The sequence below is a fragment of the Paraburkholderia sp. BGA-UO-ETr-F21 genome (assembly GCF_059567925.1).
Genome location: NZ_JCAQOY010000040.1, coordinates 1150532 through 1175433, shown reverse-complemented (window position 1 = coordinate 1175433; position 24902 = coordinate 1150532). Strand labels below are relative to the sequence as shown.

The 24902-nt window shown below is 63.5% G+C and carries 20 protein-coding genes; 12 read left to right on the top strand and 8 right to left on the bottom strand.

The window, feature by feature from the left end:
- Positions 1-13: 13 nt before the first annotated feature.
- Positions 14-1411, bottom strand: a complete 1398-nt coding sequence (gene cysS / locus AC57B1_RS37670; protein WP_408347819.1) for a cysteine--tRNA ligase — start codon at positions 1409-1411, stop codon at positions 14-16.
- A gap of 231 nt (positions 1412-1642) precedes the next feature.
- On the opposite strand from cysS, the gene AC57B1_RS37665 reads away from it, so the two are divergent.
- The 4 genes from AC57B1_RS37665 to AC57B1_RS37650 all read left to right on the top strand — a co-directional run bounded on the left by AC57B1_RS37665 (position 1643) and on the right by AC57B1_RS37650 (position 4590).
- The gene (locus AC57B1_RS37665; RefSeq protein ID WP_496420210.1) at positions 1643-2461 is read left to right on the top strand and encodes a tetratricopeptide repeat protein; all 819 of its coding nucleotides are present in this window, start codon (positions 1643-1645) and stop codon (positions 2459-2461) included.
- 68 nt (positions 2462-2529) lie between these two features.
- Complete coding sequence (locus AC57B1_RS37660; protein ID WP_091793251.1) at positions 2530-3111, top strand: peptidylprolyl isomerase; 582 nt, start codon at positions 2530-2532, stop codon at positions 3109-3111.
- Positions 3112-3250: 139 nt separating this feature from the next.
- Positions 3251-3745, top strand: coding sequence for a peptidylprolyl isomerase (locus AC57B1_RS37655; RefSeq protein WP_007181373.1), 495 nt, complete (start codon positions 3251-3253; stop codon positions 3743-3745).
- A 47-nt stretch (positions 3746-3792) separates the two neighbouring features.
- Positions 3793-4590 (top strand): UDP-2,3-diacylglucosamine diphosphatase, encoded by a 798-nt coding sequence (locus tag AC57B1_RS37650; RefSeq protein ID WP_496420209.1) that lies wholly within the window; start codon positions 3793-3795, stop codon positions 4588-4590.
- Between the two features lie 175 nt (positions 4591-4765).
- Here AC57B1_RS37650 and cysE read toward each other — a convergent pair whose 3' ends face one another.
- The gene (gene cysE, locus AC57B1_RS37645; protein ID WP_496420208.1) at positions 4766-5617 is read right to left on the bottom strand and encodes a serine O-acetyltransferase; all 852 of its coding nucleotides are present in this window, start codon (positions 5615-5617) and stop codon (positions 4766-4768) included.
- 261 nt (positions 5618-5878) lie between these two features.
- Entirely contained in the window at positions 5879-6715 is an 837-nt protein-coding gene (locus AC57B1_RS37640) for an RNA methyltransferase (protein ID WP_408301822.1), read from the bottom strand.
- 421 nt (positions 6716-7136) lie between these two features.
- Between AC57B1_RS37640 and AC57B1_RS37635 the strand changes: the two genes are divergently transcribed.
- The 4 genes from AC57B1_RS37635 (at position 7137) to AC57B1_RS37620 (ending at position 13675) form a co-directional block, all read left to right on the top strand.
- Entirely contained in the window at positions 7137-7940 is an 804-nt protein-coding gene (locus AC57B1_RS37635; protein ID WP_408301820.1) for an inositol monophosphatase family protein, read from the top strand.
- A 211-nt stretch (positions 7941-8151) separates the two neighbouring features.
- On the top strand, positions 8152-9450 hold the full coding sequence (lplT, locus tag AC57B1_RS37630) for a lysophospholipid transporter LplT (RefSeq protein ID WP_408187890.1): 1299 nt from the start codon (positions 8152-8154) through the stop codon (positions 9448-9450).
- A gap of 159 nt (positions 9451-9609) precedes the next feature.
- Positions 9610-12294, top strand: a complete 2685-nt coding sequence (gene mutS / locus AC57B1_RS37625) for a DNA mismatch repair protein MutS (RefSeq protein ID WP_496420207.1) — start codon at positions 9610-9612, stop codon at positions 12292-12294.
- On the top strand, positions 12281-13675 hold the full coding sequence (locus AC57B1_RS37620; RefSeq protein ID WP_496420344.1) for a hypothetical protein: 1395 nt from the start codon (positions 12281-12283) through the stop codon (positions 13673-13675). The genes mutS and AC57B1_RS37620 overlap by 14 nt, the downstream gene beginning before the upstream one ends.
- Here AC57B1_RS37620 and AC57B1_RS37615 read toward each other — a convergent pair.
- Positions 13655-14194, bottom strand: a complete 540-nt coding sequence (locus tag AC57B1_RS37615; RefSeq protein ID WP_011488927.1) for an FKBP-type peptidyl-prolyl cis-trans isomerase — start codon at positions 14192-14194, stop codon at positions 13655-13657. The two genes, AC57B1_RS37620 and AC57B1_RS37615, sit on opposite strands and share 21 nt — an antisense overlap.
- A gap of 32 nt (positions 14195-14226) precedes the next feature.
- Between AC57B1_RS37615 and AC57B1_RS37610 the strand changes: the two genes are divergently transcribed.
- Both AC57B1_RS37610 and AC57B1_RS37605 read left to right on the top strand, forming a co-directional pair.
- Positions 14227-15486 carry a JmjC domain-containing protein gene (locus AC57B1_RS37610; RefSeq protein ID WP_496420343.1) on the top strand — a complete coding sequence of 420 codons (1260 nt, stop codon included), beginning with the start codon at positions 14227-14229 and terminating at the stop codon, positions 15484-15486.
- Between the two features lie 232 nt (positions 15487-15718).
- Positions 15719-15994, top strand: a complete 276-nt coding sequence (locus tag AC57B1_RS37605; RefSeq protein ID WP_091792954.1) for a hypothetical protein — start codon at positions 15719-15721, stop codon at positions 15992-15994.
- A 156-nt stretch (positions 15995-16150) separates the two neighbouring features.
- Here the strand turns inward: AC57B1_RS37605 and yoaA are convergent, their stop codons facing one another.
- From yoaA to AC57B1_RS37590, 3 genes are all read right to left on the bottom strand, one after another.
- Positions 16151-18403, bottom strand: a complete 2253-nt coding sequence (yoaA, locus tag AC57B1_RS37600; RefSeq protein WP_496420206.1) for a DNA repair helicase YoaA — start codon at positions 18401-18403, stop codon at positions 16151-16153.
- 64 nt (positions 18404-18467) lie between these two features.
- Positions 18468-18686, bottom strand: coding sequence for a DUF465 domain-containing protein (locus AC57B1_RS37595; protein ID WP_007181361.1), 219 nt, complete (start codon positions 18684-18686; stop codon positions 18468-18470).
- A 127-nt stretch (positions 18687-18813) separates the two neighbouring features.
- Positions 18814-19848: a hypothetical protein gene (locus AC57B1_RS37590; RefSeq protein ID WP_496420205.1), complete on the bottom strand. Its 1035-nt coding sequence runs from the start codon at positions 19846-19848 to the stop codon at positions 18814-18816.
- Between AC57B1_RS37590 and AC57B1_RS37585 the strand changes: the two genes are divergently transcribed.
- Positions 19847-20047, top strand: a complete 201-nt coding sequence (locus AC57B1_RS37585; protein ID WP_496420204.1) for a hypothetical protein — start codon at positions 19847-19849, stop codon at positions 20045-20047. The genes AC57B1_RS37590 and AC57B1_RS37585 overlap by 2 nt on opposite strands.
- A 164-nt stretch (positions 20048-20211) precedes the next feature.
- Complete coding sequence (locus tag AC57B1_RS37580; RefSeq protein WP_496420203.1) at positions 20212-22554, top strand: Tex family protein; 2343 nt, start codon at positions 20212-20214, stop codon at positions 22552-22554.
- Positions 22555-22746: 192 nt separating this feature from the next.
- Here AC57B1_RS37580 and AC57B1_RS37575 read toward each other — a convergent pair whose 3' ends face one another.
- Positions 22747-24633, bottom strand: a complete 1887-nt coding sequence (locus AC57B1_RS37575; protein ID WP_091792946.1) for a potassium transporter Kup — start codon at positions 24631-24633, stop codon at positions 22747-22749.
- Positions 24634-24902 lie beyond the last annotated feature (269 nt).

Genomic DNA, 24902 nt, shown 5'->3' with positions numbered 1-24902 from the left:
GGTCGAGGTGCGCTCACACGCGCCGCCACTCAGTCAACCCACCGGGTTTGTCTTCAAGTGCAACGCCGGCCTCGAGCAATTCGGACCGGATCCGGTCTGCTGCCGCAAAGTCCTTCGCCTGCTTGGCGGCCGTGCGCGCGGCAATCTTCGCTTCGATCGCGTCGGCCTCGAGCGCGTGAGCGGCGGCTGCCCCCGCTGCCTGCTGCAGGAAGGCGCGCGGTTCGCGGCCGAGCAGTCCGATCACAGCGCCAAGCGAGCGCAATTGACGGGCCAGCGCAGGATCGCGCGTGCGGTTCACTTCAGTTGCCAACTCGAACAACACCGATACGGCAACCGGCGTGTTGAAGTCGTCGTTCATTGCTGCCTGGAAACGCTGCGCATACGCTTCGTTCCAGTCGAGTTCCGCGCCATCAGGCGTGACGTCTTTCAGCGCGGTGTACAAACGCGTGAGGGCGTTGCGCGCGTCGTCGATATGCACGTCGCTGTAATTCAGCGGCGAGCGGTAATGCGCGCGCGCGATGAAAAACCGCACGACCTCGGCATCGTACTGCGCCAATACTTCGCGAATCGTAAAGAAGTTGTTCAACGACTTCGACATCTTCTCATTGTCGATCTGCACGTAGCCGTTGTGCATCCAGAAATTGACGAAGGTTTGACCGGTAGCGGCTTCACTTTGCGCAATCTCGTTTTCGTGGTGCGGAAACTGCAGGTCCTGCCCGCCGCCGTGAATGTCGAAATGGTCGCCGAGCAACGTGCAGCCCATGGCGGAGCATTCGATATGCCAGCCCGGACGGCCACGCCCGTACTTCGAATCCCAGCCGGTATCGGCGGGCTCTTCCGGCTTGGCCTGCTTCCACAGCACGAAGTCGAGCGGATCCTGCTTGGCGTCGTTCGCCGCGACGCGTTCGCCCGCGCGCAGATCCTCGAGCGACTTGCCCGAAAGCTTGCCGTAGTTCGCGAACTTGCGTACCGCGTAGTTCACGTCGCCGTCGCTCGCCTGGTAGGCGTAGCCGTTCGCTTCGAGGCGCTCGATCATGCCGAGCATCTGCGGAATAAAATCGGTCGCGCGCGGCTCGACGTCGGGGCGCTGGATGCCGAGCGCGTCCGCGTCTTCATGCAGCGCGTTGATGAAGCGGTCGGTCAGCGATTTGATCGTTTCGCCATTCTCCACTGCGCGCCGGATGATCTTGTCGTCGATATCGGTGATGTTGCGCACGTAGGTCACGTCGTAGCCGAGCGTGCGCAACCAGCGCTGCACGATGTCGAACACAACCATCACCCGCGCATGACCGACGTGACAATAGTCGTACACGGTCATCCCGCAGACGTACATCCGCACGACACCGTCTTGCAGCGGCACGAAGGTTTGCTTGTCACGCGCGAGCGTGTTGTAGATGCGCAGTGATTCCATAGAGAACGGTGCGTGGGCCGAAAGAAATCCGCAATGTGTTTCAAGCGCGCCGCGCCCAGCGAACAGACGGCGGGAGCGTCGCGTACAGCAAAACCGGTGCAACGGGTGCGGCGGTCAGGCTGCGATCAAGGCGGAGACGACCACGAGTGGCGAAAAGACAGTTTGCGGTTCGACGGAACGCGCAGACCTTTTGTTAGAATGGGTCGGAGTATAACATCCAGACCTGAGCCTATGAAACCTTCAAGCGGCCGCGCGCGCAGCGCTGCGACCCTCGCCGCGACGGCCTTCGGCGGTGTCGTGCGTGGCATGACGCACGGCGTGATCCGCGGCGTCGCTCTCAACGCCACGCGCGCCCTCACGTTGCGCGCGGCCGTCGCGGTCGCGCTCGCAGCCGTACCTGCTGCGGCAGCGTTTGCGCAGAAAACCGCCACGCTGCCGCAAGGCCCGGCCGTGCGCGACAACACGCCGGAAATCGACGCGTCGATCGCGCAGAAAAACTGGGCGGCCTCATTGACGCAGCTCGACGCGCGCATCGCCTCGAATCCGCGCGACGCGCAAGCGAAATTCAAGCGCGGAACGGTGCTCGCGCACCTGGGCCGCGACGACGAAGCCATCACCGCGTTCACCGAACTCACGCAGACCTACCCCGAGTTGCCCGAACCGTATAACAACCTTGCCGCGCTCTATGCGAAGCAGGGTCGTTATGCCGAAGCGCGCGCCGCGCTCGAAACGGCAACCAAGGTCAATCCGGGCTACAGCCTTGCATACGAAAATCTCGGCGACCTGTATCTGCGCATGGCCAACGAAGCCTATCGCCGCGCGCAGAGCCTGGGCAAGGTGAGCCCCACGACTACCCAGCGCCTCGCGGACATCCAGAAAGTCATCTCGCCGACCACGGCCAAACCGCAAACGTCGGCGAGGCAAGCCGCCAGCGCGGAAGACGACTACACTGCCCGCGCCACGTCGAACATGACGCAGACGCCGAGCTTCCAGTACGGCGGCGCGAACGGCTCGCTCGCCATGCCGCCTTACATGGCGCCGTCGAAATAGCGCCGCGACGCGCGGTTACGCGCAGTCAGGTTTACGCGCAACACGTTTTTCCAACCCTGAGGATCTTCATGAAATGGTTGATGTTGGCGCTCGGCAGCGCCGCCCTGATCGCAAACGCCCCCGCCTTTGCCCAGTCCGGTTCGCAAGCCGCGCATCCGTCCGTCCTCTTCAAGACATCGGAAGGCGACATCCGCGTCGAGTTGTATCCTGAGAAAGCGCCGAAGACGGTCGCCAACTTCCTCGACTACGTGAAGGCCGGCCAGTACAGCGGCACGATTTTCCATCGCGTGATTCGCGGCTTCATGATTCAGGGCGGCGGTTACACGCAAAGCTTCGCGGAGAAACCGACGCGCGCGCCGATTCCGCTCGAAAGCCGTAACGGTCTGAAGAACACGACCGGCACGCTCGCCATGGCGCGCACCAGCGATCCGAACTCGGCCACCGCGCAGTTCTTCATCAACACGGTGGACAATGCCGGCCTCGACTATCCGAATCCGGACGGCAACGGCTATGCGGTATTCGGCAAGGTCACGAGCGGCATGGACGTCGTGAAGAAAATCGAAAGCACCCCCACCACCTCGCGCGGCCCGATGGGCGACGTGCCGCAAAAGCCGATCGTGATCGAGTCGGCAACGGTGGTCGGCAAGTAATTGCAGCAAACGAGGCGCGCGACACATAGCGCGCCCGAAAAGAAGCGTCAGCGCTCAATCACGCCCCGGCGCGGCCCGGCGTCAATTCACGACGACTCGCCGCGCCTTTTACCCACCCCGTTCATCAAAGGATTCCATCATGGTTGAACTGCATACGAACCACGGCGTCATCAAACTCGAACTGGACGCTGAAAAGGCGCCGAAGTCGGTTGAAAACTTCCTCAACTACGTGAAAGCCGGCCACTACGACAACACGGTGTTTCACCGCGTAATCGACGGCTTCATGATCCAGGGCGGCGGCTTTGAACCCGGCATGAAGCAGAAGCCGACGGCCGAGCCGATCACCAACGAAGCGAACAACGGCCTGAAGAATGTGAACGGCTCGATCGCCATGGCGCGTACGAACGACCCGCATTCGGCCACGGCGCAATTCTTCATCAACGTGAACGACAACGACTTCCTGAACCACTCGTCGCCGACGCCGCAGGGCTGGGGCTACGCCGTGTTCGGCAAGGTGGTCGAAGGCATGGACATCGTTGAGAAGATCAAGAAGGTCAAGACGGGTTCGAAGGGCTTCCATCAGGACGTGCCGGCGGACGACGTGGTGATCGAAAAGGCCGTGATCGTCGACTAAGCGCGAGCTAAAGGTCGACCCGTTCGAACTGATATCAGGCACCTTCAATGCTGCAAGAAACGCCGCTGCGAAGCGTCGCCGCGGGCGTGCCTGGCGAGGGCAAACGCCCGCACGCCGCACGCCCGTTTTTTTTCCTCTCCGATATTCACTTGAGCGAGGCGATCCCGCATACGGTCGCCGCGTTCGAGCATTTCATCCGCGTCACGGCCGAGCAGGCCGATTCGGTTTTCATTCTCGGCGATCTGTTCGAGTACTGGATCGGCGACGACATGCTCGTGGAGCCGTTCGTCGCACGCATGGCCGCGCTGCTGCACACCTTGTCCGAGCGCGGCATTGCGCTTTACATCATGCATGGCAACCGCGATTTTCTGCTGGGCAAGCGCTTCATGAAAGCGGCAGGCGCGATCTGGCTACCCGATCCGTTCGTGATCACGGCATTCGGCACGCGTATCGCGCTCGCTCACGGCGATGGCTTGTGCACCGCGGACCGCGGCTATCAGACGTTTCGAAGTTTTGCGCGCAGCCGTTTCGCGCAGATGCTGTTTCTCGCGTGGCCGTTGCGCTGGCGCCAGAAGCTGGCCGAGAACATGCGCTCGAAAAGCGACGAAGGCCGCTCGCGACCGGTTTCGCCGAAGTATGACGTGACGGCGGCGGCCGTGGCCGCGTTGTTCAAGTCGTCGAAGACAGCGACCATCATTCATGGGCACACGCACAGGCCGGCGCGGCATCGCGAGCCGGACGGCACGCGTTGGGTTCTGCCGGATTGGGATCTCGACCACGGCGAGCGCCGTGGCGGATATCTGCGTATCGATGCCGACGGAATACGGGCGCTGCCGTTGGGTTGAATGCGGCGTTAGCGTTGGATGACAGCGCTGCCGCCGGGCCTCGTTAAGGTCTTCGCGCCGTGTGCGGCGTTGGTGGGCCAGCCTTTCCTCGTGCCACGCAAAAGTGTCAGCGCAGGCGCTGACTGCGCGCGATCGGCTTCGGCTTCGGCTTCGGCTTCGGCTTCCGCAAAATACCTCAACGCTCCGCCACCGCCCCATCCACCTTGCCTGCGATCGCCGCCGACAAACGCCGCAGATCGAGCAACGCCGCATCCGCGCCTTGCAGACCTTCGAGACTCGTACCCAGCCGCTCCAGCGCGTCGACGATTTCGTCGATGCGCTTTGCCTGCGTGGCGGCGTGATCGATCAGGCCATGAATTGCCAGCGAGACGGGATCGTCCGCATTCGGCGTGATGCCGTACGCGCAAAATCCGCTGGTTACCGCAGATGCCGCAGAGCGTTTTGCATCGCGCGCGGCGCTGCCGGCACCGGAATTCGCCGCAACGGAAGCCTCTTCCGATGCCACAGCCGCCGCCGGCACGATGATCCGCGCCGGATTGCCCACCGCCGTGCCACGCGCCGGCACGGGCTTGGTCACCACGGCATTCGAGCCGATCTTCGCGTCCGCGCCGATCGTGAAACCGCCGAGCACCTTCGCCCCCGCGCCCACGATCACGCCGCGCTCGAGCGTGGGATGCCGTTTCGCCCCGCGCGTGAGCGACGTGCCACCGAGCGTCACGCCCTGGTAGATCGTGCAGTCGTCGCCGATCTGCGCGGTCTCGCCGATCACCACACCCATGCCGTGATCGATGAACACGCGCCGCCCGAGCGTCGCGCCCGGATGGATTTCGATGCCGGTCATGAAGCGCGCCATCTGCGAGACAAACCGCGCTAGCCAGCGGCGCCTTGCGCGCCAGCATGCATGCGCGAGCCGGTGCAGCACGAGCGCGTGCAGACCCGGATAGCACGTGAGCACTTCCCAGGCGCTGCGGGCGGCGGGGTCGCGCTCGCGGATCGTGGCGATGTCTTCGCGAAGTCTCGTGAACATGGCAGGGACTGTGTTGTGGGAGAAAGGGCCGCACGCATGAGCTGGCACGCATGACGGCGTGGCTTGCCGCTTAGCACGACGGCAGCTTTGCTTAGAACGTTTCGGGGATTGTAGGGCGATTGCGCGAAATCCGCCGGAAGCCCACGCTGCCCGCGGGGTCGTCGCGGGGCGCGTGGGCGGCGCGGGCGGCGCGGGCGGCGCGGGCGGCGCGGGCGGCGTGGGCTGCGTGGGCTGCGTGGGCTGCGTGGGCGGCGGAAACGCTCAGGACGCGTCGCCGCCCTTCGGACCGGTCTTCAGCAGAATGTGTTTGGCGATGCCGCGTACGATATTCACTTCCTCACGCTCGAGACCGGAGCGCGCGAACAGGCGGCGCAAACGCGACATCAGCTTCTTCGGGTTGGCTGGATCGAGAAAGTCCAGCGCGACCAGCGCGCTTTCCAGATGCGAGAACATGCTTTCGATTTCATCGCTCGCGGCGCGCGCGCCGGCCGGCTCGCCCTGCCCCGCTGCCGCTGGAGGCGCGGCGTGCGCCGTGGTCGTTGCACTGTCGGTCGAGAGATACATGGTGCGCAACTCATACGCCAGCACCTGCACGGCCTGCGCGAGATTGAGCGAACTGTAGGCCGGATTGGCCGGAATATGCGCAAGTGCGCTGCACCGCTCGACATCCTCGTTCGACAAACCCGTGCGCTCGTTGCCGAACACCAGCGCGATTTCACCGTGCGCCGCCTGCTCGCGCGCCACGCCCGCCGCGGCACGTGGCGTCCACTGCGGCGGTCCGTATTCGCGCAGCCGCGCGGTCAGCGCGATCGACCAATGCACGCCGCTCAGCGCATCGGCGAGCGTCGGCACGACGTGCGCGGAGGCCAGCACGTCGTCGGCGCCGCTCGCCATGGCAATGGCCTCCGGATCGGTTTGCACGTGCGGCACGCGTGGCGACACCAGCACGAGCCGCGAGAAACCCATGGTTTTCAGCGCCCGCGCCGCAGCGCCGACGTTGCCCGGATGGCTCGGCTCGACAAGAATGAAGCGGGTCGAGGTGAAGCCGCCGCGCAACTCGGCGACGGCGGGATCGGAGGAATGGTGGGTGTGGTCCACGATGAAATTCGGCAACTAAAGACGCGTATGGTAGCGCCAACGCCGCGACCGGTCAGAATTGCGCGCGAATGCTCACGCACATGTGAATGTAAACGCACGCACAAATGCACATGCAAGCACGCGTGCGAATACCGGACCAAGCCGCATAAATACGCGCAAATGCCCTGCACAGCCCGCGGACTCTGCCGCGCCGCCCGGACTCAGGTAAAATACCAGTATTCGCGCCCAGCTTTGCCGTCCAGCTTTGCATGAGCGCCTCGTTCTTATCCAATTCGTCTCCGTCGGCGGAATGCGCACCGGTCCTGTACCGGGCGGGCGTTCCGTGCTGTTTCCGCGCCTCGCAGAGGGCGCCCAATTAGCGCAGGTTAGCGCTCATTTACCGGCCAGCAGCCGTGCTGCCCCGGCACAAGGATCCAGTCTCATGCATCCCATGCTCAATATCGCTGTGAAGGCCGCGCGCCGCGCTTCACAGATCATCACCCGCGCATCGCTCGACCTCGATCTCGTCCAGGTCAGCAAGAAACAGCACAACGATTTCGTCACGGAGGTCGACAAAGCATCTGAAGCGGCGATTATCGACACGCTGAAGACCGCCTACCCCGATCACGCGATCCTCGCCGAAGAATCCGGCGAGTCGGATAACGAGTCCGAATATCAGTGGATCATCGATCCGCTCGATGGCACCACCAATTTCATCCACGGCTTTCCTTACTACTGTGTGTCGATCGCGCTCGCGCACAAGGGCATCGTGACGCAAGCCGTGGTCTACGACCCGACCCGCAACGACCTGTTCACCGCCTCGCGCGGCCGCGGCGCGTTCCTCAACGATCGCCGCATCCGCGTGGCCAAGCGCGACCGTCTGGCCGACGGCCTGATCGGCACCGGCTTCCCTTTCCGCGAAACGGACGGCCTCGAAGCCTATGGCCGCCAGTTCGCTGAAATGACCCAGGCCTGCGCCGGCCTGCGCCGTCCGGGCGCGGCCGCGCTGGATCTGGCCAACGTCGCCGCCGGCCGCATGGACGGCTTCTTCGAGCAAGGCCTGAATCCGTGGGACGTCGCCGCGGGCAGCCTGCTGATCACGGAAGCCGGCGGCCTCGTCGGCAACTACACAGGCGATTCGGATTTCCTGCACATCGGCGAAATCGTCGCGGGCAACCCGAAGGTCTACGCACAGATGATTCCGATCCTGTCGCGCTACAGCCGTACGCGCCAGCAATCGGCCTAAGCCCTGCGGTGTAGCGCTGGCCCCTGACCGGCATGCGGAATGTGAAAAAGCGGCTTCGGCCGCTTTTTCGTTGGCGCGCCTGCATGCCGCGGGCGTTCGTGCTACAAAGCGGGAAGCCGCGCCGGCGTGCTCGATGACCGGCTGCATTTCGCGCGTTATTCGCTGCGCCCTGCTTTGCGCCTGACTTCTCGCGCAGCTTCCGATCCGCTTCATGAAAAAAGGCTTCTACACAATCATCGCGGCGCAGTTTGTTTCGTCGCTTGCGGACAATGCACTGTTGATCGCGGCCATCGCGTTGCTCTCCGTGATTCGCTCGGCCGCCTGGGTCACGCCGCTGCTGCAGATTTTCTTCACGGTTTCCTACGTGCTGCTCGCGCCGTTCGTCGGCGCTTTCGCCGACTCGATGCAAAAGCGGCACGTCATGTTCGTCTCCAACGCGTTGAAAGCGAGCGGTTGCCTGATGATGATCGCGGGCGTTCATCCGATGATCGCCTACGGCGTGGTCGGCTTCGGCGCGGCCGCATATTCGCCGGCCAAGTACGGCATCCTCACTGAGCTGCTGCCCGCGGAAAAACTCGTCAAGGCGAACGCGTGGCTCGAATCGGCCACCGTGCTGTCGACCATTGTCGGCACGATGGTGGGCGGCGCGCTGATCAGCACCTTCGCGGACAAATTCGTCGCCCATGCGCATCTGCCACTGATCCGCTCCTCCGCCGACCTCGCCATGTTCGCGACGATGGTGACTTACGCGATTGCCGCCGCGATCAATATCTTCATCCCCGACACCGGCGCGCGTTATGAAAACCGCCTGAAAGAACCGAAGAAGCTGGTCGGCGATTTCTATCATTGCTTTAACGTACTCTGGGCCGACAAACTCGCGCAGATCGCGCTGTGGGTGACGACCTTGATGTGGGGCGGCGCGGTGACGTTGCAGTTGCTGGTGCTCAAATGGGCTAACGTGAACCTCGGCTTGTCGCTCTCGAAAGCGGCGGTCATGCAGGGCGTCACGGGGCTTGGCATCGCGGTGGGCGCGGCGGCCGCTGCCGCGCTGATTCCGTTGCGCAAGTCGCTGCGGGTGTTGCCGGTCGGCATCCTGACCGGTGCGGTGGCGATCGCCATGGCGTTCTACAACAAGGATCTGTTTCCGCCGGGCTCGGGCATTCGCATCGGCTCCTACGTGCTGCCGTTTTACATTCTGCTCGCCTATCCGCTGATGATCCTGCTCGGCGCGCTGTCGGGCTTCTTTATCGTGCCGATGAACGCGATTCTTCAGCATCGCGGCGCGACGCTACTCTCCGCGGGGCATTCGATCGCGGTGCAGAATTTCAACCAGAACCTCGCCGTGCTGCTCATGCTCGGCGCGTACGCGCTGCTGCTCACGGCGAAGATGCCGGCGCAATGGATCATCGTCGTATTCGGCACGTTCATCACCTTCATGATGTGGCTCGCGAAACGGCGCAGCGCGGTGAATGAGCGCACGGTGGACATGCGGGCGATGGTGGAAGAGTGAGGCCGTGATCGAGACCAAGCCGGCACTGCGCGGGCCGCCGGCGGTTCATCGCACCGGCTTGGGGTTCGCCGTACGGATTGACCATCCGGCCAGGGTCCGTTCGCCCTGACGACAGGTTAAACTCACGCCCTGAACAGCTAACGCAAGAAGACACCGAGGATGGGCATTCAAACCGCAGCGGCCAACGACGTCGCACAACACACGCCGATGATGCAGCAGTATCTCCGCATCAAGGCGGATCATCCCGGCACGCTGGTGTTCTACCGGATGGGCGACTTCTACGAGCTCTTTTTCGAAGACGCGGAAAAAGCCGCACGTCTGCTCGATCTGACACTCACGCAGCGTGGCGCGTCGGCGGGCAATCCGATCAAGATGGCCGGCGTGCCGCACCACGCGGTCGAACAATATCTGGCCAAGCTCGTGAAGCTCGGCGAATCCGTCGCGATTTGCGAACAGATCGGCGACCCGGCTACGTCGAAGGGCCCGGTCGAACGCAAAGTGGTGCGCGTGGTCACGCCGGGCACACTCACGGACGCCGCGCTCCTCTCGGATAAGAACGACGTCTACTTGCTGGCCATGTGCGTCGCGCACAATCGGCGTGGCGTCGCGACCAGCGTCGGCCTGGCATGGCTGAATCTGGCAAGCGGCGCGTTGCGCCTCGCCGAAGTCGCGCCCGACCAGGTAGCGGCCGCGCTGGAGCGCATTCGTCCGGCGGAAATTCTGGTGGCCGACACGCCCAGCGACTCGGCGAGCTGGACACCTCCGGTCAATGCGGGCGCCCTCACCCGCGTGCCGGTCTGGCACTTCGACATCACCTCGGGCACGCAGCGCTTGTGCGACCAACTGGAAGTGGCCGGCCTCGACGGCTTCGGCGCGCATTCGCTGACCTGCGCATGCGGCGCGGCCGGTGCGTTGCTTCTGTATGCCGCCGCCACGCAAGGCCAGCAATTGCGTCATGTGCGCAGCCTGAAGGTGGAGTATGAATCCGAATATATCGGCCTCGACCCCGCCACGCGCCGCAACCTCGAACTGACTGAAACGCTGCGCGGCACCGAGTCGCCCACGCTATGTTCCCTTCTCGATACCTGCTGCACGACCATGGGCAGCCGTCTGCTGCGTCATTGGCTGCATCATCCGCCGCGCGAATCGGCGGTGGCGCAGGCGCGTCAGCAGGCAATCGGCGCATTGCTCGACGCGCCGCCGGGCGCCGGCGTCGACGCGTTGCGCGGCGCGTTGCGGCAAATCTCGGATATCGAGCGGATCACCGGGCGTCTCGCGCTGCTCTCGGCGCGGCCTCGCGATCTGTCGAGTCTGCGCGATACGTTTATCGCGTTGCCCGAATTGCGCGCGCAGCTCGCCGCCGTTTCGCCGAATGCCGATTCGCTCGCGCGCATCGACGCCTCGCTCGAACCGCCGCAAGCCTGCGTCGAACTGCTCAAGCGCGCCGTCGCGCAGGAGCCCTCGGCCATGGTGCGCGACGGCGGCGTGATCGCGCGCGGCTACGATGCGGATCTGGACGAGTTGCGAGATATTTCGGAGAACTGCGGGCAGTTCCTGATCGACCTCGAAACTCGCGAGCGCGCACGCACGGGCATCGGCAATCTGCGCGTCGAGTACAACAAGGTGCACGGCTTCTATATCGAAGTCACGCGCGGCCAGACCGACAAGGTGCCGGACGACTATCGCCGCCGCCAGACGCTGAAGAACGCAGAGCGCTACATCACGCCGGAGCTGAAAACGTTCGAGGACAAAGCGCTGTCCGCACAGGAACGCGCGCTCGCCCGCGAACGCTCGCTCTATGACGCGTTGCTGCAGGCGCTGCTGCCTTTTATCCCCGACTGCCAGCGCGTCGCTTCGGCGCTCGCCGAACTCGATCTTCTGGCGGCCTTCGGCGAGCGCGCCCGCGCGCTCGATTGGGTCGCGCCCACGTTCTCGCCGGACGCGGGCATTGAAATCGAGCAGGGACGGCATCCGGTTGTCGAGGCGCAGGTCGAACAGTTCATTGCCAACGACTGCACGCTCACGCCCGAGCGCAAACTGCTGCTGATCACCGGCCCGAACATGGGCGGTAAATCCACCTTCATGCGGCAGACCGCGTTGATCGCGCTGCTCGCTTACGTGGGCAGCTATGTGCCGGCGCGGCGCGCCGCCTTCGGCCCGATCGACCGTATCTTCACGCGTATCGGCGCTGCGGACGACCTGGCCGGCGGCCGTTCCACCTTCATGGTCGAGATGACCGAAGCCGCCGCGATCCTGAACGACGCCACGCCGCAAAGTCTCGTGCTGATGGACGAGATCGGCCGCGGCACTTCAACGTTCGACGGGCTCGCGCTGGCGTGGGCCATCGCGCGGCATCTGCTTGCGCACAACGGCTGCCATACGCTCTTTGCCACCCACTACTTCGAACTGACGCAGCTGCCGGCCGAGTTTCCGCAGGCGGCCAACGTACACCTGTCGGCGGTCGAGCATGGGCACGGCATCGTGTTCCTGCACGCGGTCAGCGAAGGTCCGGCGAATCAGAGCTACGGTCTGCAGGTCGCGCAACTCGCAGGCGTGCCAAACGCGGTGATTCGCGCGGCGCGCAAGCATCTTGCGCATCTCGAACAGCAATCGGCCGCGCAACCCGCGCCGCAACTCGATCTGTTCGCCGCCCCCATGCCGATGCTGCTCGAAGACGCGGATGACGAGCGCGAATCGAACGCGGCACAGCCTGTATCGCCTGCCATGCAGGCGCTTGTGGAGCGTTTGCGCGGCATCGATCCGAACGATCTGCGGCCGCGCGAAGCACTCGATCTGCTGTACGAATTGCATGAACTGGCCGCCGCGCCGGATGCGGATCATTGACGCACACAGGCGCCCGCAGCGTCCGCGCAAACTTCGCGCGGCGCTGACTCTCGCCCTCACGCTCTCGGGCAGCGGCGTGCTGAACGCGGGACTCTTCGCGGGGCTGTCCGCAGTGATGTCAGTGGGATTAGCGGCGGGGTTATCAGCCTACGCGCCGGCGGCCTACGCCGACACGCCGCGCTACACGTTCGCGGTCATCGCCAACACGATGCAAAGCCCCGCCGACGAAGCGCCGACGCAGCGGCTGATCGACGCGATCAGCCACGAGCGCGACATGTCGTTCATCGTGTACGACGGCAATCTGAAGGGCGCCAAAGAGGCCTGCCGCGATGCGCTCTACGAACGTCGCCACGCGTTGCTGGAAGCGTCGCGACCCGCCCTCTTCTTCATTCCCGGCCAGCATGACTGGGCCGATTGCGGCACGGCCGAGGCCGGCGGCTTCGACCCGGTTGAACGGCTCGATCAGTTGCGTCAGACACTCTTCAGCGACGCCACGTCGATGGGCCAGAACCCGATCGCGTTGACGCGTGAAAGCGAAGTCTCGCGCTTTCGCCCCTATCGTGAGAACGTGCGCTGGCAAGTGGGCGATACGGTGTTCGTCGGCCTGAACGCGCCGAGTCCGAACAATCACTATCTCACTGCCGGCGGGCGCAACGGTGAATTCGAAGATCGCGTGATCGCCAATGCGTTCTGGCTGGAACACGCCGGCGAATATGCGAAACGCCGCGACGCGCGCGCAATTGTCGTGTTCATTCAAGGCGACCCGGATCCTGAACGTTACGAACGGCCCGACCGTTTCGCATGGCTGCGTTTTGCGCGCAATACCCGCCGCGACGGCTTCCTGGAATTCAAGCGCAGCCTCGTCAAGCTCGCGCAGATTTTCCGCGGGCCAGTGCTGGTGATTCATTGCGACGACGAACGTGCGAGCGCCGGCTTCGTCATCGATCAGCCGCTACGCAATGACAAGGGAATGCTCGTGACGAATCTCACGCGTGTCGCGCTCGCGCCGCATGATCGTCTCAATCAGTGGATTCAGGTGGAAGCGGATCTCGGCAGAAAACCGCCGTTCCGCGTGAGTGTGCGCGACGTGCCGAAGCAGATGCCGATGCCCACGGCGCAGCCTGTTATGCCACGCGACGAACCTGCCGCATCCATGCCGGCTGTACCCGCGCTCGGACCCGCATCGGAATTGCCGCCGCTGTTGCAATCGCCCGGGGACTCGCAACTGGATCAGCAGCCGCGCATACCGGCCGATCAGGGCGGCGGAGGATACGGGCCGGCCACCTCGACCCCGCCCGCCTCCGCTACGCAGCCGCGCACGCCGGGCGCTTCTTCAAGCATGCCCGGCGTGCCCGCCAGTTCAGTGCAGCGTGGGCCCTGACTTGTCCTCTTCGTCGTCCTCGTCATCGTCGAGGACTTCGAGGCCGTCGGCACCGTGCGCGTGTTCGTGCTGGATTTCGTCCTCGGTAGCCGGGCGCACGTCTTTCACGGTCAACGCAAAACGCAGCGCCATGCCGGCAAGCGGATGGTTGCCGTCGAGCACGACTTTGTCTTCCGCGACGTCGGTCACCACGTAGACGAGCGAGTCGAGGTCCTCGTCGCCTTCTTCGGGTGTGCCTTCGAATTGCATGCCGACCTCGAGCGGTTCCGGGAAGCGATCGCGCGGCTCGATCTTCACGAGATCGGGGTCGTACTCGCCGAACGCGTCTTGCGGCTCGAGCTGGATCTGGGTCTCGAAGCCGGCCTCATGGCCGTCGAGCTCTTCCTCGATCTTGGGGAACGTGCCATCATAGCCGCCGTGCAGATAGACCATCGGCTCGTCGCTTTCCTCGATCAGATTGCCCTGCGCATCCGACAGCTTGTAAGCGACCGACACGACGGTGTTCTTTGCGATTTTCATTCGATTCTCCAGAATACAACTCACATTATACGATGCCCAAGCGGCCCACTGACCACCCGGCCGACGCTGCATCGGCACGGAATTCGTCGCCGGCTTCAAAGCCGGCTCTGTCCGCTCTTCCGGTTCTGCCGCCCGCGCCGGACACGCCTACACCGCTGCTCGGCAATCTGACGCCGTCGCAATTCATGCGCCGCTATTGGCAGAAGAAGCCGCTGCTGATTCGCCAGGCGATCCCGAATGTCGAGGCGCCGCTCTCGCGAGAAGAATTTTTCGAGCTGGCCGATCAGGACGAAGTCGAAGCACGTCTGATCACGCATTTCCGCAATAAATGGCAACTGGAACACGGTCCGTTCGCGCCTGACGAACTGCCTTCGCTGAAGCAGCGTGCATGGACGCTTCTCGTGCAAGGTGTGGATCTCTACGACGATCGGGCGCGCGCCCTGCTCGACCGCTTCCGCTTCGTGCCGGACGCACGTCTGGACGACCTGATGATCTCGTATGCAAGTGACGGCGGCGGCGTAGGCCCCCACTTCGATTCCTACGATGTGTTTCTTTTGCAAGTAAAAGGCAAGCGGCGTTGGCGCATTAGCGCGCAGAAAGATCTGACACTGCAAGCCGGCCTGCCTTTGAAAGTTTTACAGAATTTCCAGGCCGAAGAGGAATGGCTGCTCGAACCGGGCGACATGTTGTACCTGCCACCGCACATCGCGCACGACGGAGTCGCTGAAGGCGAATGCATGACCTGCTCGATCGGTTTTCGCGCCCCGTCCGCAAACGAATTGACCGCGCAGTTCCTCTATCATCTGGCCGAGCGCGGCGAGTCGTCGGGCAATGCGGGAGCGCTCTACCGTGATCCGCAGCAGCCCGCTGTGGAACGTCCGGCTGAATTGCCGGCGGCGCTCGTTGAAAGGGTTGGCGCAATCCTTGCTGGCATTAAGTGGAATGAGCAGGATATTGCGTCGTTCCTTGGCACGTATCTCAGCGAACCTAAGCCGAGTGTCGTCTTTGATCCGCCGCAAAGGCCGCTTAATGAAGCACGTTTCATCAGTCAGGCTTTGAAGTCCGGCATTCGGCTGGACCGCAAGACCAATTTGTTGTACAACCGCCGTTTTTTCTTCATAAATGGAGAGGAAACGTCATTCGATGGCGCAAAAAAGTGGTTGTTTGACCTCGCAGATCACCGCTGTATGAGTGCGAAACGCTTTGTAACACTCTCACACGATTCGTCGGTGACAGCACGGCTACACGAGTGGTATTGTGCGGGCTGGATACAAGTGGGCGAGCTTGCGTAACTCCGCCTACCTGCTATACCGTACAGTGAAATTTTGTATGAGAAAGACAACGTATTGACCCCGGATTTATGGATTGTCAGTACGAAAGTGCATATAATTTCCGCCCAAGCCGTAGGGAAGATTCCAGCTCGTCAAAAGAGCGTCTCCACCAGCGGCCCAGGTCGGTGTTGGAGCACATTACCGGTTTTATTTTGCGCTGTTGCTTACCTTTAAACCATAAAAGGACGTGATCATGAAGAAATCCCTCCTCGTAGCATCCCTGTTGGCAGCTGTGGCACTGGCTGCATGCAACAAGAGCAACGACCAAGCCGCTGCCCCGGCTAGCGACGCAGCTGCTGCTTCGGCACCGGCTGCTGCAGCTTCGGATTCGGCTGCTGCTGCTTCGGGTGCTGCTGCTGCTGCGAGCGACGCTGCTGCTTCGGCTACGACCGCTGCTTCGGACGCAAGCGCTGCTGCTTCGGACGCTGCTGCTTCGGCTGCTGCTCCGGCTTCGGGCGCAAGCCAGTAAGCTGCTGCATAGGGTTCGCCTCTGGGCGAAAACTGCATCGGGAAATCTTCGCGATTTCCCGGGCAGTAAAGCAAAACGCCACGGATTCACATCCGTGGCGTTTTGTCATTTAAGCGCCGCTTTTTACAACGGCGCTCATTGATTCCGATTGGCTTATTAACCCGCTGTTTGATTCTCTTCAAAGAACTCGCGCACGACTTCGATCTCACGTGTGCGTTTAAATGGCGGCAGGCTCTGCCAGATACGGCGTCCATACGGTTTATCGACGAGACGCGTGTCGCAGATCATCAGCACGCCTCGATCGGTCTCAGCGCGAATCAGGCGCCCTGCGCCCTGCTTCAGCGTAATCACGGCCTGCGGCAACTGATGCACGGCGAACGGGCTCAAGCCCTTCTTGGTCAGCGCGTCGAGACGCGCGGACAGAACCGGATCGTCGGGCGGCGCAAACGGCAGCTTGTCGATCACTACCAGCGACAATGCGTCGCCGCGCACGTCCACCCCTTCCCAGAAGCTCTGACTGCCCACCAGAATCGCGTTGCCGTAAGACCGGAAACGCTCCAGTAATTCGGTGCGGCTTGCATCGCCCTGCACGAGCAGCGGATAGTCCCAGCCACGCGCTTCGATCGTGTCGCGCAGCTTGGCCGAGATGCGGTCCACGGCGCGCAGCGTCGTGCACAACATGAAGACGCCGCCGCCCGATGCCTCGATCGCCGGCAACGCGGCGTCGAACACGGCGTCGGTGAACATCGGCGAGGACGGCTGCGGCAAATTGCGCGGCACGTACAGCAGCCCTTGCGTTGGGTAATCGAAGGGGCTCGGCAGCGTCATGGAGCGTTTCGCGTTCAGGCCCATTTGCGCGGCGTAGTGCGTGAAATCGCCACGCACCGACAGCGTGGCCGATGTGAAGATCCACGCGCGCGGCACGCCGGCGCGCTGCTTCGCAAAGATCGGCGCAACCGACAATGGCGTTTCGTGCAACTGCACGGTATGCGAGAAAACTTCGATCCAGCGCACCTTTTCATTCGGGTCGGCGCGCTCGGCTTTGCCGTCGGCTGACGTAGCGTCGGCGGCCTCGCGCTCGGTCTGCGTGGGCGGCGTGGTCCACCCGGCAAGTACACCCTGCAGTTCGCGCGCACGGCGCAGACACGCGCCGATCGATTCGGCGCGCTCGGCCTGACCCGCCAGCGCGGACGCGAGCGCGTCGAGTTCGGTTTCGAGCGTTTCGAGCGCGGGGAACAGCGGGTGGTCGTCCGGCAACTGGCCGATCGACAGACGCACCGAGTCTTCCTTGAACGCGAGCCGCACGTCGCGCGCTGCGCGTTCGAGCGTCGAGCCCAGCGTGACCCAGTCGACCGTTTCACGCGCATGGCCCAAACCTTCGGCCACCGAATCACGAGCAAGCTCGAGAAACTGCGTGGTCGAAAGCGTCTCGCCGAAAAAGAGCGTCGCCGTTTCGGGTAACTGGTGCGCTTCGTCGAAAATGATGGTGTTGGCGGTGGGCAGCAGTTCCGCCATACCCGTATCACGCAACATGATGTCGGCGAAAAAGAGATGGTGGTTGACCACCACGATATCCGCCTGCTGCGCCTCGCGGCGTGCCTGCATTACGAAGCAGTCCTTGTAATGCGGACACTCCTGGCCGAGACAGTTTTCGCGCGTCGATGTGACCATCGACCACACCGCCGCCGTTTCGGGCACGCTGGCGAGTTCAGCCTTGTCGCCGGTGCGCGTGATCTTCGCGAAACGCACGATATCCTGCAGATACGAGGTTTCCTGGCGCGACGGCAGACGGCCATTATCCGCGGTGCGCTGCAGATAGTAGTGGCACAGGTAATTCGCGCGGCCCTTGAGCATGGCGACCGATACCGGCACCGCGAGCGCATCGCGCACGGTCGGAATATCGCGCTGAAAGAGCTGGTCCTGCAAATGCTTCGTGCCGGTGGAGACGATCACCTTGCCGCCCCACAGCATGGCCGGCACGAGATACGCGTAGGTCTTGCCCGTGCCTGTACCCGCTTCGACGATCAGCGTGTTTTCGCTGCCGTCGAGCCCGCCCGATTCGGCGCTCTCCGCAGACTCGGCGGAGGCATCCGCGCCCGGTGCCTGTAGACGCCGTGCCGGCCGCTTCTGCGCCTCGAACATCGCGGGCTCGGGCATTGCGCGGCCCGACGCTTCCATGGCCGCGGCCACGGCGCGCGACATTTCGATCTGCGACGCCCGCGAGCGGTAGCCGTCGATCTGACGGGCCAGCAAGCCGTTGTCGGCGAAGATCTCGTCCAGTTCGGCGACGCGGCGCGGATTCAGCGACGCGCTCAGTGCGGACGCGACAGGACGCGGCGCCGGCGCATTGGCTCCGGCTGCGTCGTCGCCCGGCGTGGCACGGGATGAAGTTTCAAGCGGTGAATTCAAGGCAAGCGTTTCCTGCAAAGTCCGGCTCGCGCGGCGCGCGCCCGGCGCCTGCCAGGCCGCGAACTCAGGCGCGTGCGTCCGGTTCGAGCTGCAACTGCAGCAAGATGATGGTGTCCTTGACCTTGAGTTTGCGCTTTTTCAGGCGCTGCAACTCGAAGTCGTCGATGCCGGGCTCATCCGACATTCGGTCGATCAGGCGATCGAGCCCACTATGCTCCGATTCCAGTTGCAGAATACGGTCGCGAAGTGTGTCCGCGTTGATGACGTGATGTTGATCGCGCATACTCGCCTCCTCTCGTCTACGGAGCGGGCGGCGTGTGCAGCCCGATACCTGAGGTTGCTGTCCGGCTTAAAACGCGTTACGGCGACTACGGCCCTGCCACACACGCTCAGGGCCCATTCCAGCACGCTTACTGCTGTTGTTGCTGCTGCTTTTGCTGCTCTTCGAGCTGCTGCTGTTTCAACGCGTCCTGACGTTTCTGCTCGGCTTTCTCCGCCGCCTGCTTCTGACGCGCTTCCACATCGGCCTTGTGCTGCGCCGCGTCGGCCTGCTTCTTCTCGAAGCTCTGCTGCTTCTGCACGCGCTCCTGCGCCTTCTGCGCACCTTGAGCACGCGCCTCGTCGAGCTTGCGCTGGAAGTCGGCCTGCTTCTGATCGTACGCCTGCTGGTTGGCGGCGGCCTGCGACGGGCTGACGCCGCGCTGCGCCTGATCCAGCGCATGCTGACGCTGCTTCTGCTGATAGGCCTGCTCATTCGCGCTGCGCTGCGGCGCCTCGGCGGCGCGCTGCGCCTGATCGAGCTGATGCTGGCGCTGCTTGTCCTGGTATGCCTGCGCGTTGCGCGCGTCTTCGGCGGCGCGTTGCGGCGCGCCCGCTTCTTCCTGGGCACGCTTGAGCGCGGCCTGCTCGTCACGGTCGCGGGCACGCTGCGTGCGCTGCTCACCGTCGAGCGCAAGTTGTTCCTTGCGGATGTCGGCCTGCACCGAGCGCATGCTGTCGCGCGCCTTGTTCAGGCAGTAGTTGACGAAGAACTTGCTGTAGCAGTCGTGTTCCGCGACGCCATAGCGATAGTTGTTCTCCTCCGTGCGCTGATCCAGGACTTTCTGCCGGGCGTCGAAGCCACTGTTCGGCGAGGCCGCATTGCCGGCGCTGTCCGTACCGCCGGCGTTCGTCCCGCCCTGCGCATTCGTGGCGCTCATGGCCCCCACGCCCGACGCAGCGGCCGGGGCGAGCGCGCCCGCGGGCCGCGCAGCGCTGCTGCTTGCCGGCGGCACGGACTGCGCCACGGCCGGAATAGGCGCGGCCAGCGCGGCGGCGAGAACGCACGACGCACACGACGCGAGCAATACGCCATTAGAAAGGAACGCGGACCTGAACACCGGGCGCGAAGCCGCCGCGAGCGAGCCGAGCGGTGAGCGCAACGAACGCGCCGAAAAACGCGGCATGGAACGCAGCACGGAACGCGTCAGCGAGCGCGATAAGAAACGCGACGATAAAAACGGCGGCAATGGAGTCAAGCGCGATGCCAAGCGCGGTGTCAAGCGAGAGACCAAGCGGGAGCCCAGGCGGTTGAGGGACAAGGAGATCGGCAACGTCGTAGAGGGTCAGCGGAACATGCCCGAAATTCTATCACCCTGCGGTTGAGCCCTTTTGCATTTATGGCAAAATGCCCCGCTCCAGCAACCTGGTCGCAGCGCGCACGCCCGGCGTGCCCGGACGTGCCCCACGTGCCTCATTTGCCCTAACGTGCCCGCATGTGCGGTTAGCGCGCGGCCCCTGAACTGAGTCCGCAGGAACACCAAGACCTTATGACGGAAACCGTAGCACTCAAGATCGTACAGCGCATCGCCGCCGAACTGTCCGTCCAGCCGCGCCAGGTCGCGGCCGCGGTGCAACTTCTCGACGAAGGAGCGACTGTTCCGTTCATCGCCCGCTACCGTAAGGAAGTGACCGACAATCTCGACGACACGCAACTGCGTAACCTCGAGGAACGCCTGCTGTATCTGCGCGAGCTGGAAGACCGGCGCGCCGCGATCATCGCCAGCATCGACGAACAGGGCAAGCTCACCGACGAGCTGCGCGCGGCGATCGAAGGCGCCGACAGCAAGCAGGTGCTGGAAGACCTGTATCTCCCGTACAAGCCTAAGCGCCGCACACGCGCGCAGATCGCTCGTGAAGCCGGCCTGCAGCCGCTCGCCGACGCGCTCCTCGCCAATCCGCTGCTCGACCCGCAAACCGAAGCCGCCACCTACGTGGACGCCGAAAAAGGCGTCGCCGACGTCAAGGCCGCGCTCGACGGCGCACGCGACATTCTCTCCGAACAGTTCGGCGAAACGGCCGAGTTGCTCGGCAAGCTGCGCGATTACCTGTTCAATCAGGGCGTGGTGTCGTCGAAAGTGGTGGAAGGCAAGGAAAACGCCGAAGAAGAAAAATTCCGCGACTACTACGACTACGCGGAAACCATCCGCACCGTGCCGTCGCATCGCGCGCTGGCGCTGTTCCGCGGCCGCAATGCGGGCGTGCTGATGGTCAAGCTGGGCCTCGGTGAGGAACTCGACGCGCAGGTGCCGCATCCGGGCGAAGCGCTGATCGCGCGCCACTTCGGTATCGCCAATCAGAACCGTCCGGCCGACAAGTGGCTCTCCGACGTGTGCCGCTGGTGCTGGCGCGTGAAGGTGCAGCCGCACATCGAAAACGAACTGCTGACCAATCTGCGCGACGAAGCCGAGCATGAAGCGATTCGCGTGTTCGCGCGCAATCTGAAGGACCTGCTGCTGGCCGCGCCCGCCGGACCGAAGGCCGTGATCGGCCTCGACCCGGGCATGCGCACCGGCGTGAAGGTCGCCGTGGTCGATCGCACCGGCAAGGTGCTCGCCACCGACGTGATCTATCCGCACGAGCCGCGCCGCGACTGGGACGGCTCGATCGCGAAACTCGCGCGCATCTGCGCGCAGACGCAGGCCGAACTGATCAGCATCGGCAACGGCACGGCGTCGCGTGAAACGGACAAGCTCGCGAGCGAACTGATCGCGCGTCATCCGGAATTCAAGCTGCAGAAGATCGTGGTGTCCGAAGCCGGCGCGTCGGTGTACTCCGCCTCCGAACTCGCGGCGAAGGAATTCCCCGACATGGACGTGTCGCTGCGCGGCGCGGTGTCGATCGCGCGCCGTTTGCAGGATCCGCTCGCGGAACTCGTGAAAATCGAACCGAAGGCGATCGGCGTCGGCCAGTATCAGCACGACGTGAACCAGCGCGAGCTGGCCCGTTCGCTGGATGCCGTGGTCGAAGACTGCGTGAACGCCGTCGGCGTGGATGCGAACACGGCGTCCGTCGCCCTGCTCGCCCGCGTCTCGGGTCTGAATGCCACGCTGGCGCGCAACATCGTCGATTATCGCGATGCGAATGGTCCGTTCCCGTCGCGCGAACATTTGCGCAAGGTGCCGCGTCTGGGCGACAAGACGTTCGAGCAGGCAGCCGGGTTCCTGCGCATCAACAATGGCGAGAATCCGCTCGACCGCTCGTCGGTTCACCCGGAAGCGTATCCGGTCGTCGAACGCATGCTCGCGAAAATCAGCAAGCACGTCGGCGAAGTGCTGGGCAACCGCGACGCGTTGCGCGGGCTGTCGCCCGCGGAATTCGTCGACGATCGTTTCGGCCTGCCGACCGTGCGCGACATTCTGCTCGAACTCGAAAAGCCGGGCCGCGATCCGCGTCCCGAGTTCAAGACGGCGACCTTCCGCGAAGGTGTCGAGAAGGTCAGCGACCTGACGCCGGGCATGGTGCTCGAAGGCGTCGTGACGAACGTGGCTGCGTTCGGCGCGTTCATCGACATCGGCGTGCATCAGGACGGTCTGGTTCACGTATCGGCCATGTCGACCAAGTTCATCAAGGACCCGCACGAAGTCGTCAAGGCCGGCCAGATCGTCAAGGTGAAGGTGCTCGAAGTCGACGTGAAGCGCCAGCGCATTGCGCTGACCATGCGCATGGACGACGAAGTCGGTGCGGCTTCGGCGCGCAGCGGCGGCGGTGCCCAGCAGGATCGCGGCGCGGGTCGCTCAGGCGGCGGACGCGGCGCGCCGCAACAGCGTTCACGCGAACCGGAAGCAGGCGGCGCGATGGCGGCTGCATTCGCCAAGCTCAAGCAGAAGTAAGATCGCTGGTTAAGCGCGTGATTTTTTCATGCGCTTGTAGTGCACGTTGCGCTTGTCGAGCACGGTAAACCGAGGTGCAGAGCACTGCGCAATTTGACTCAGCCGAACATGCGGCACATAAAAAAACCCACGCATTCGCGTGGGTTTTTTTTCGCCCCGGCATCTGGGGCGTTCATGAATCAACGGCGACCGTCAGATCTCGATCTTCGTCCCCAACTCCACCACCCGGTTGGCCGGAATACTGAAGAAGTCCGTCGGCTTCGCGGCATTCTGGTGCATCCACGCGAACACGCGCTCTCGCCACACCGACATGCCCGGCAACTGAGTCGGCACAACCGTTTCGCGCGCGAGGAAGAACGACGTGTCCATCAATTCGAAGGTCATGTCATGCGTGCGGCCGACTTCGAGCAGCACCGCCTTCACGTCCGGCGTTTCGTTGAAGCCGTAGGCCGCCTTGACGAGATACAGGCCACCGTCGATATCCTTGACCGTCACACGTTCCGCGTCGTTCACGTACGGAATATCGCGCGTCACGAAGGTCAGGAAAATGGTGCGCTCGTGCAGCACCTTATTGTGCTTCAGGTTGTGCAGCAGACTCACCGGCACGAGCGAATCGCTGCCGGTCAGATAGATCGCCGTGCCCGATACGCGATGCGGCGGATGCGCGAGCAGCCCCTGCAGGAAAGGCATGAGCGGAATACCGTCGGCCGCCGTGCGTTCCTTGACGATCATGCGCCCCTTGTACCAGGTCATCAGCAAAAAGAACAGCAACGCGCCGATGCCGAGCGGCAGCCAGCCGCCCTCCTCGACCTTCAGCAGATTGGCGCCGAAAAAGCCCAGATCGACGGTCATGAATACGCCGATGATCAGCGCCACCAGCAGCTTGTTCCAGTTCCACACTTTCACCATCACGACGCAGGCGAGCACCGTGGTGATCACCATGGTGGCCGTCACCGCGATACCGTACGCGGCCGCGAGATTGTCCGAACTCTTGAACGCAATCACGATGCACAGAATGATGAACAGCAGCATCCAGTTCACCACCGGCACATAGATCTGGCCGATCGCCAGTTCAGACGTGTGCAGAATCTTCATGCGCGGCACGTAGCCGAGCTGGATCGCCTGGCTCGTGAGCGAATAGGCGCCGGAAATCACCGCCTGCGAGGCAATCACCGTCGCGACGGTGGACAGCACCACGAGCGGCAGCAACGCCCAGTCCGGCGCGAGCAGGAAGAACGGATTTTCGATCGCTTTCGGATCGTGCATGAGCAGCGCGCCCTGGCCGAAATAGTTCAGCACCAGCGACGGCATCACGAGCACGTACCACGCCATGCGAATCGGCTTCGCGCCGAAGTGGCCCATGTCGGCGTACAAAGCTTCGGCGCCGGTCAGCACCAGCACCACCGAGCCGAGCACCACGTAGGCCTGCAGCACGTGCGCGGCCATGAAGCTGTAAGCGTAGTACGGGTTCAGCGCGCGGATCACGTTCGGCGACTGCAGGATATGCCACAGGCCGAGCGCCGCGAGCACCACGAACCACAGCACCATGATCGGACCGAACAGGCGACCGACCATGGCCGTGCCGTGCCGCTGGATCCAGAACAGCAGGATGAGGATCACGATGGTCAGCGGCAACACCAGATGCGACAGATTTGGCGCCGCGATCTCCAGACCTTCGACCGCCGAAATCACCGAAATGGCCGGCGTGATCACCGCGTCGCCATAGAACATGCAGGCACCGAAGATGCCGAGCATCATCAGCAAGCCGGCCATTTTCGACTTCTCGTCGAGCGAGCGCAGCGCCAGCGCCATCAGCGCGAGAACACCGCCCTCGCCGTTATTGTCCGCGCGCATCACGAACAACACGTACTTGATGCCGACCACGATCACGATCGCCCAGAACAACAGCGAGATCACGCCCAGAATGGATTGCTCGGTCAGCGGAATGCCGTGGGATGGACTAAAGGCTTCCTTCAGCGAGTACAACGGGCTCGTGCCGATATCGCCGAATACCACTCCGATCGCAGCGATGGCGAGGGAAGGCAGAGGCTGTTTGTGCTCGTGATTGTTATCTGTCATAAACGCGAGGAAATCCGTTCCCTGGGCGAAAAAGCGACCGCTATTCTAAACTGCCCGCCTGGCGCCGCCCGGCTTGTTGTGGATACACCACGAGATGGTCCGCGAAGTGTAGCACCGCGATATGGGCGCGTCTGCTGGGCGGGCCGTATTAGCGGCATCGCCGATGCGCGGTTTGCGAAGCACGCGCGCACGGCGCGCACATAAAAAAACGGAGCCCAATGAGCTCCGTTTTGCGAGACAACGCGGGGGACGACGCAACGATTTCGGCG

Coding starts and splice junctions, on each gene's coding strand:
- cysS (WP_408347819.1), bottom strand. CDS start 1,411: ATGGAATCACTGCGCATCTACAACACGCTCGCGCGTGACAAGCAAACC.
- AC57B1_RS37665 (WP_496420210.1), top strand. CDS start 1,643: ATGAAACCTTCAAGCGGCCGCGCGCGCAGCGCTGCGACCCTCGCCGCG.
- AC57B1_RS37660 (WP_091793251.1), top strand. CDS start 2,530: ATGAAATGGTTGATGTTGGCGCTCGGCAGCGCCGCCCTGATCGCAAAC.
- AC57B1_RS37655 (WP_007181373.1), top strand. CDS start 3,251: ATGGTTGAACTGCATACGAACCACGGCGTCATCAAACTCGAACTGGAC.
- AC57B1_RS37650 (WP_496420209.1), top strand. CDS start 3,793: ATGCTGCAAGAAACGCCGCTGCGAAGCGTCGCCGCGGGCGTGCCTGGC.
- cysE (WP_496420208.1), bottom strand. CDS start 5,617: ATGTTCACGAGACTTCGCGAAGACATCGCCACGATCCGCGAGCGCGAC.
- AC57B1_RS37635 (WP_408301820.1), top strand. CDS start 7,137: ATGCATCCCATGCTCAATATCGCTGTGAAGGCCGCGCGCCGCGCTTCA.
- lplT (WP_408187890.1), top strand. CDS start 8,152: ATGAAAAAAGGCTTCTACACAATCATCGCGGCGCAGTTTGTTTCGTCG.
- mutS (WP_496420207.1), top strand. CDS start 9,610: ATGGGCATTCAAACCGCAGCGGCCAACGACGTCGCACAACACACGCCG.
- AC57B1_RS37620 (WP_496420344.1), top strand. CDS start 12,281: ATGCGGATCATTGACGCACACAGGCGCCCGCAGCGTCCGCGCAAACTT.
- AC57B1_RS37615 (WP_011488927.1), bottom strand. CDS start 14,194: ATGAAAATCGCAAAGAACACCGTCGTGTCGGTCGCTTACAAGCTGTCG.
- AC57B1_RS37610 (WP_496420343.1), top strand. CDS start 14,227: ATGCCCAAGCGGCCCACTGACCACCCGGCCGACGCTGCATCGGCACGG.
- AC57B1_RS37605 (WP_091792954.1), top strand. CDS start 15,719: ATGAAGAAATCCCTCCTCGTAGCATCCCTGTTGGCAGCTGTGGCACTG.
- AC57B1_RS37595 (WP_007181361.1), bottom strand. CDS start 18,686: ATGCGCGATCAACATCACGTCATCAACGCGGACACACTTCGCGACCGT.
- AC57B1_RS37585 (WP_496420204.1), top strand. CDS start 19,847: ATGGAACGCAGCACGGAACGCGTCAGCGAGCGCGATAAGAAACGCGAC.
- AC57B1_RS37590 (WP_496420205.1), bottom strand. CDS start 19,848: ATGCCGCGTTTTTCGGCGCGTTCGTTGCGCTCACCGCTCGGCTCGCTC.
- AC57B1_RS37580 (WP_496420203.1), top strand. CDS start 20,212: ATGACGGAAACCGTAGCACTCAAGATCGTACAGCGCATCGCCGCCGAA.
- AC57B1_RS37575 (WP_091792946.1), bottom strand. CDS start 24,633: ATGACAGATAACAATCACGAGCACAAACAGCCTCTGCCTTCCCTCGCC.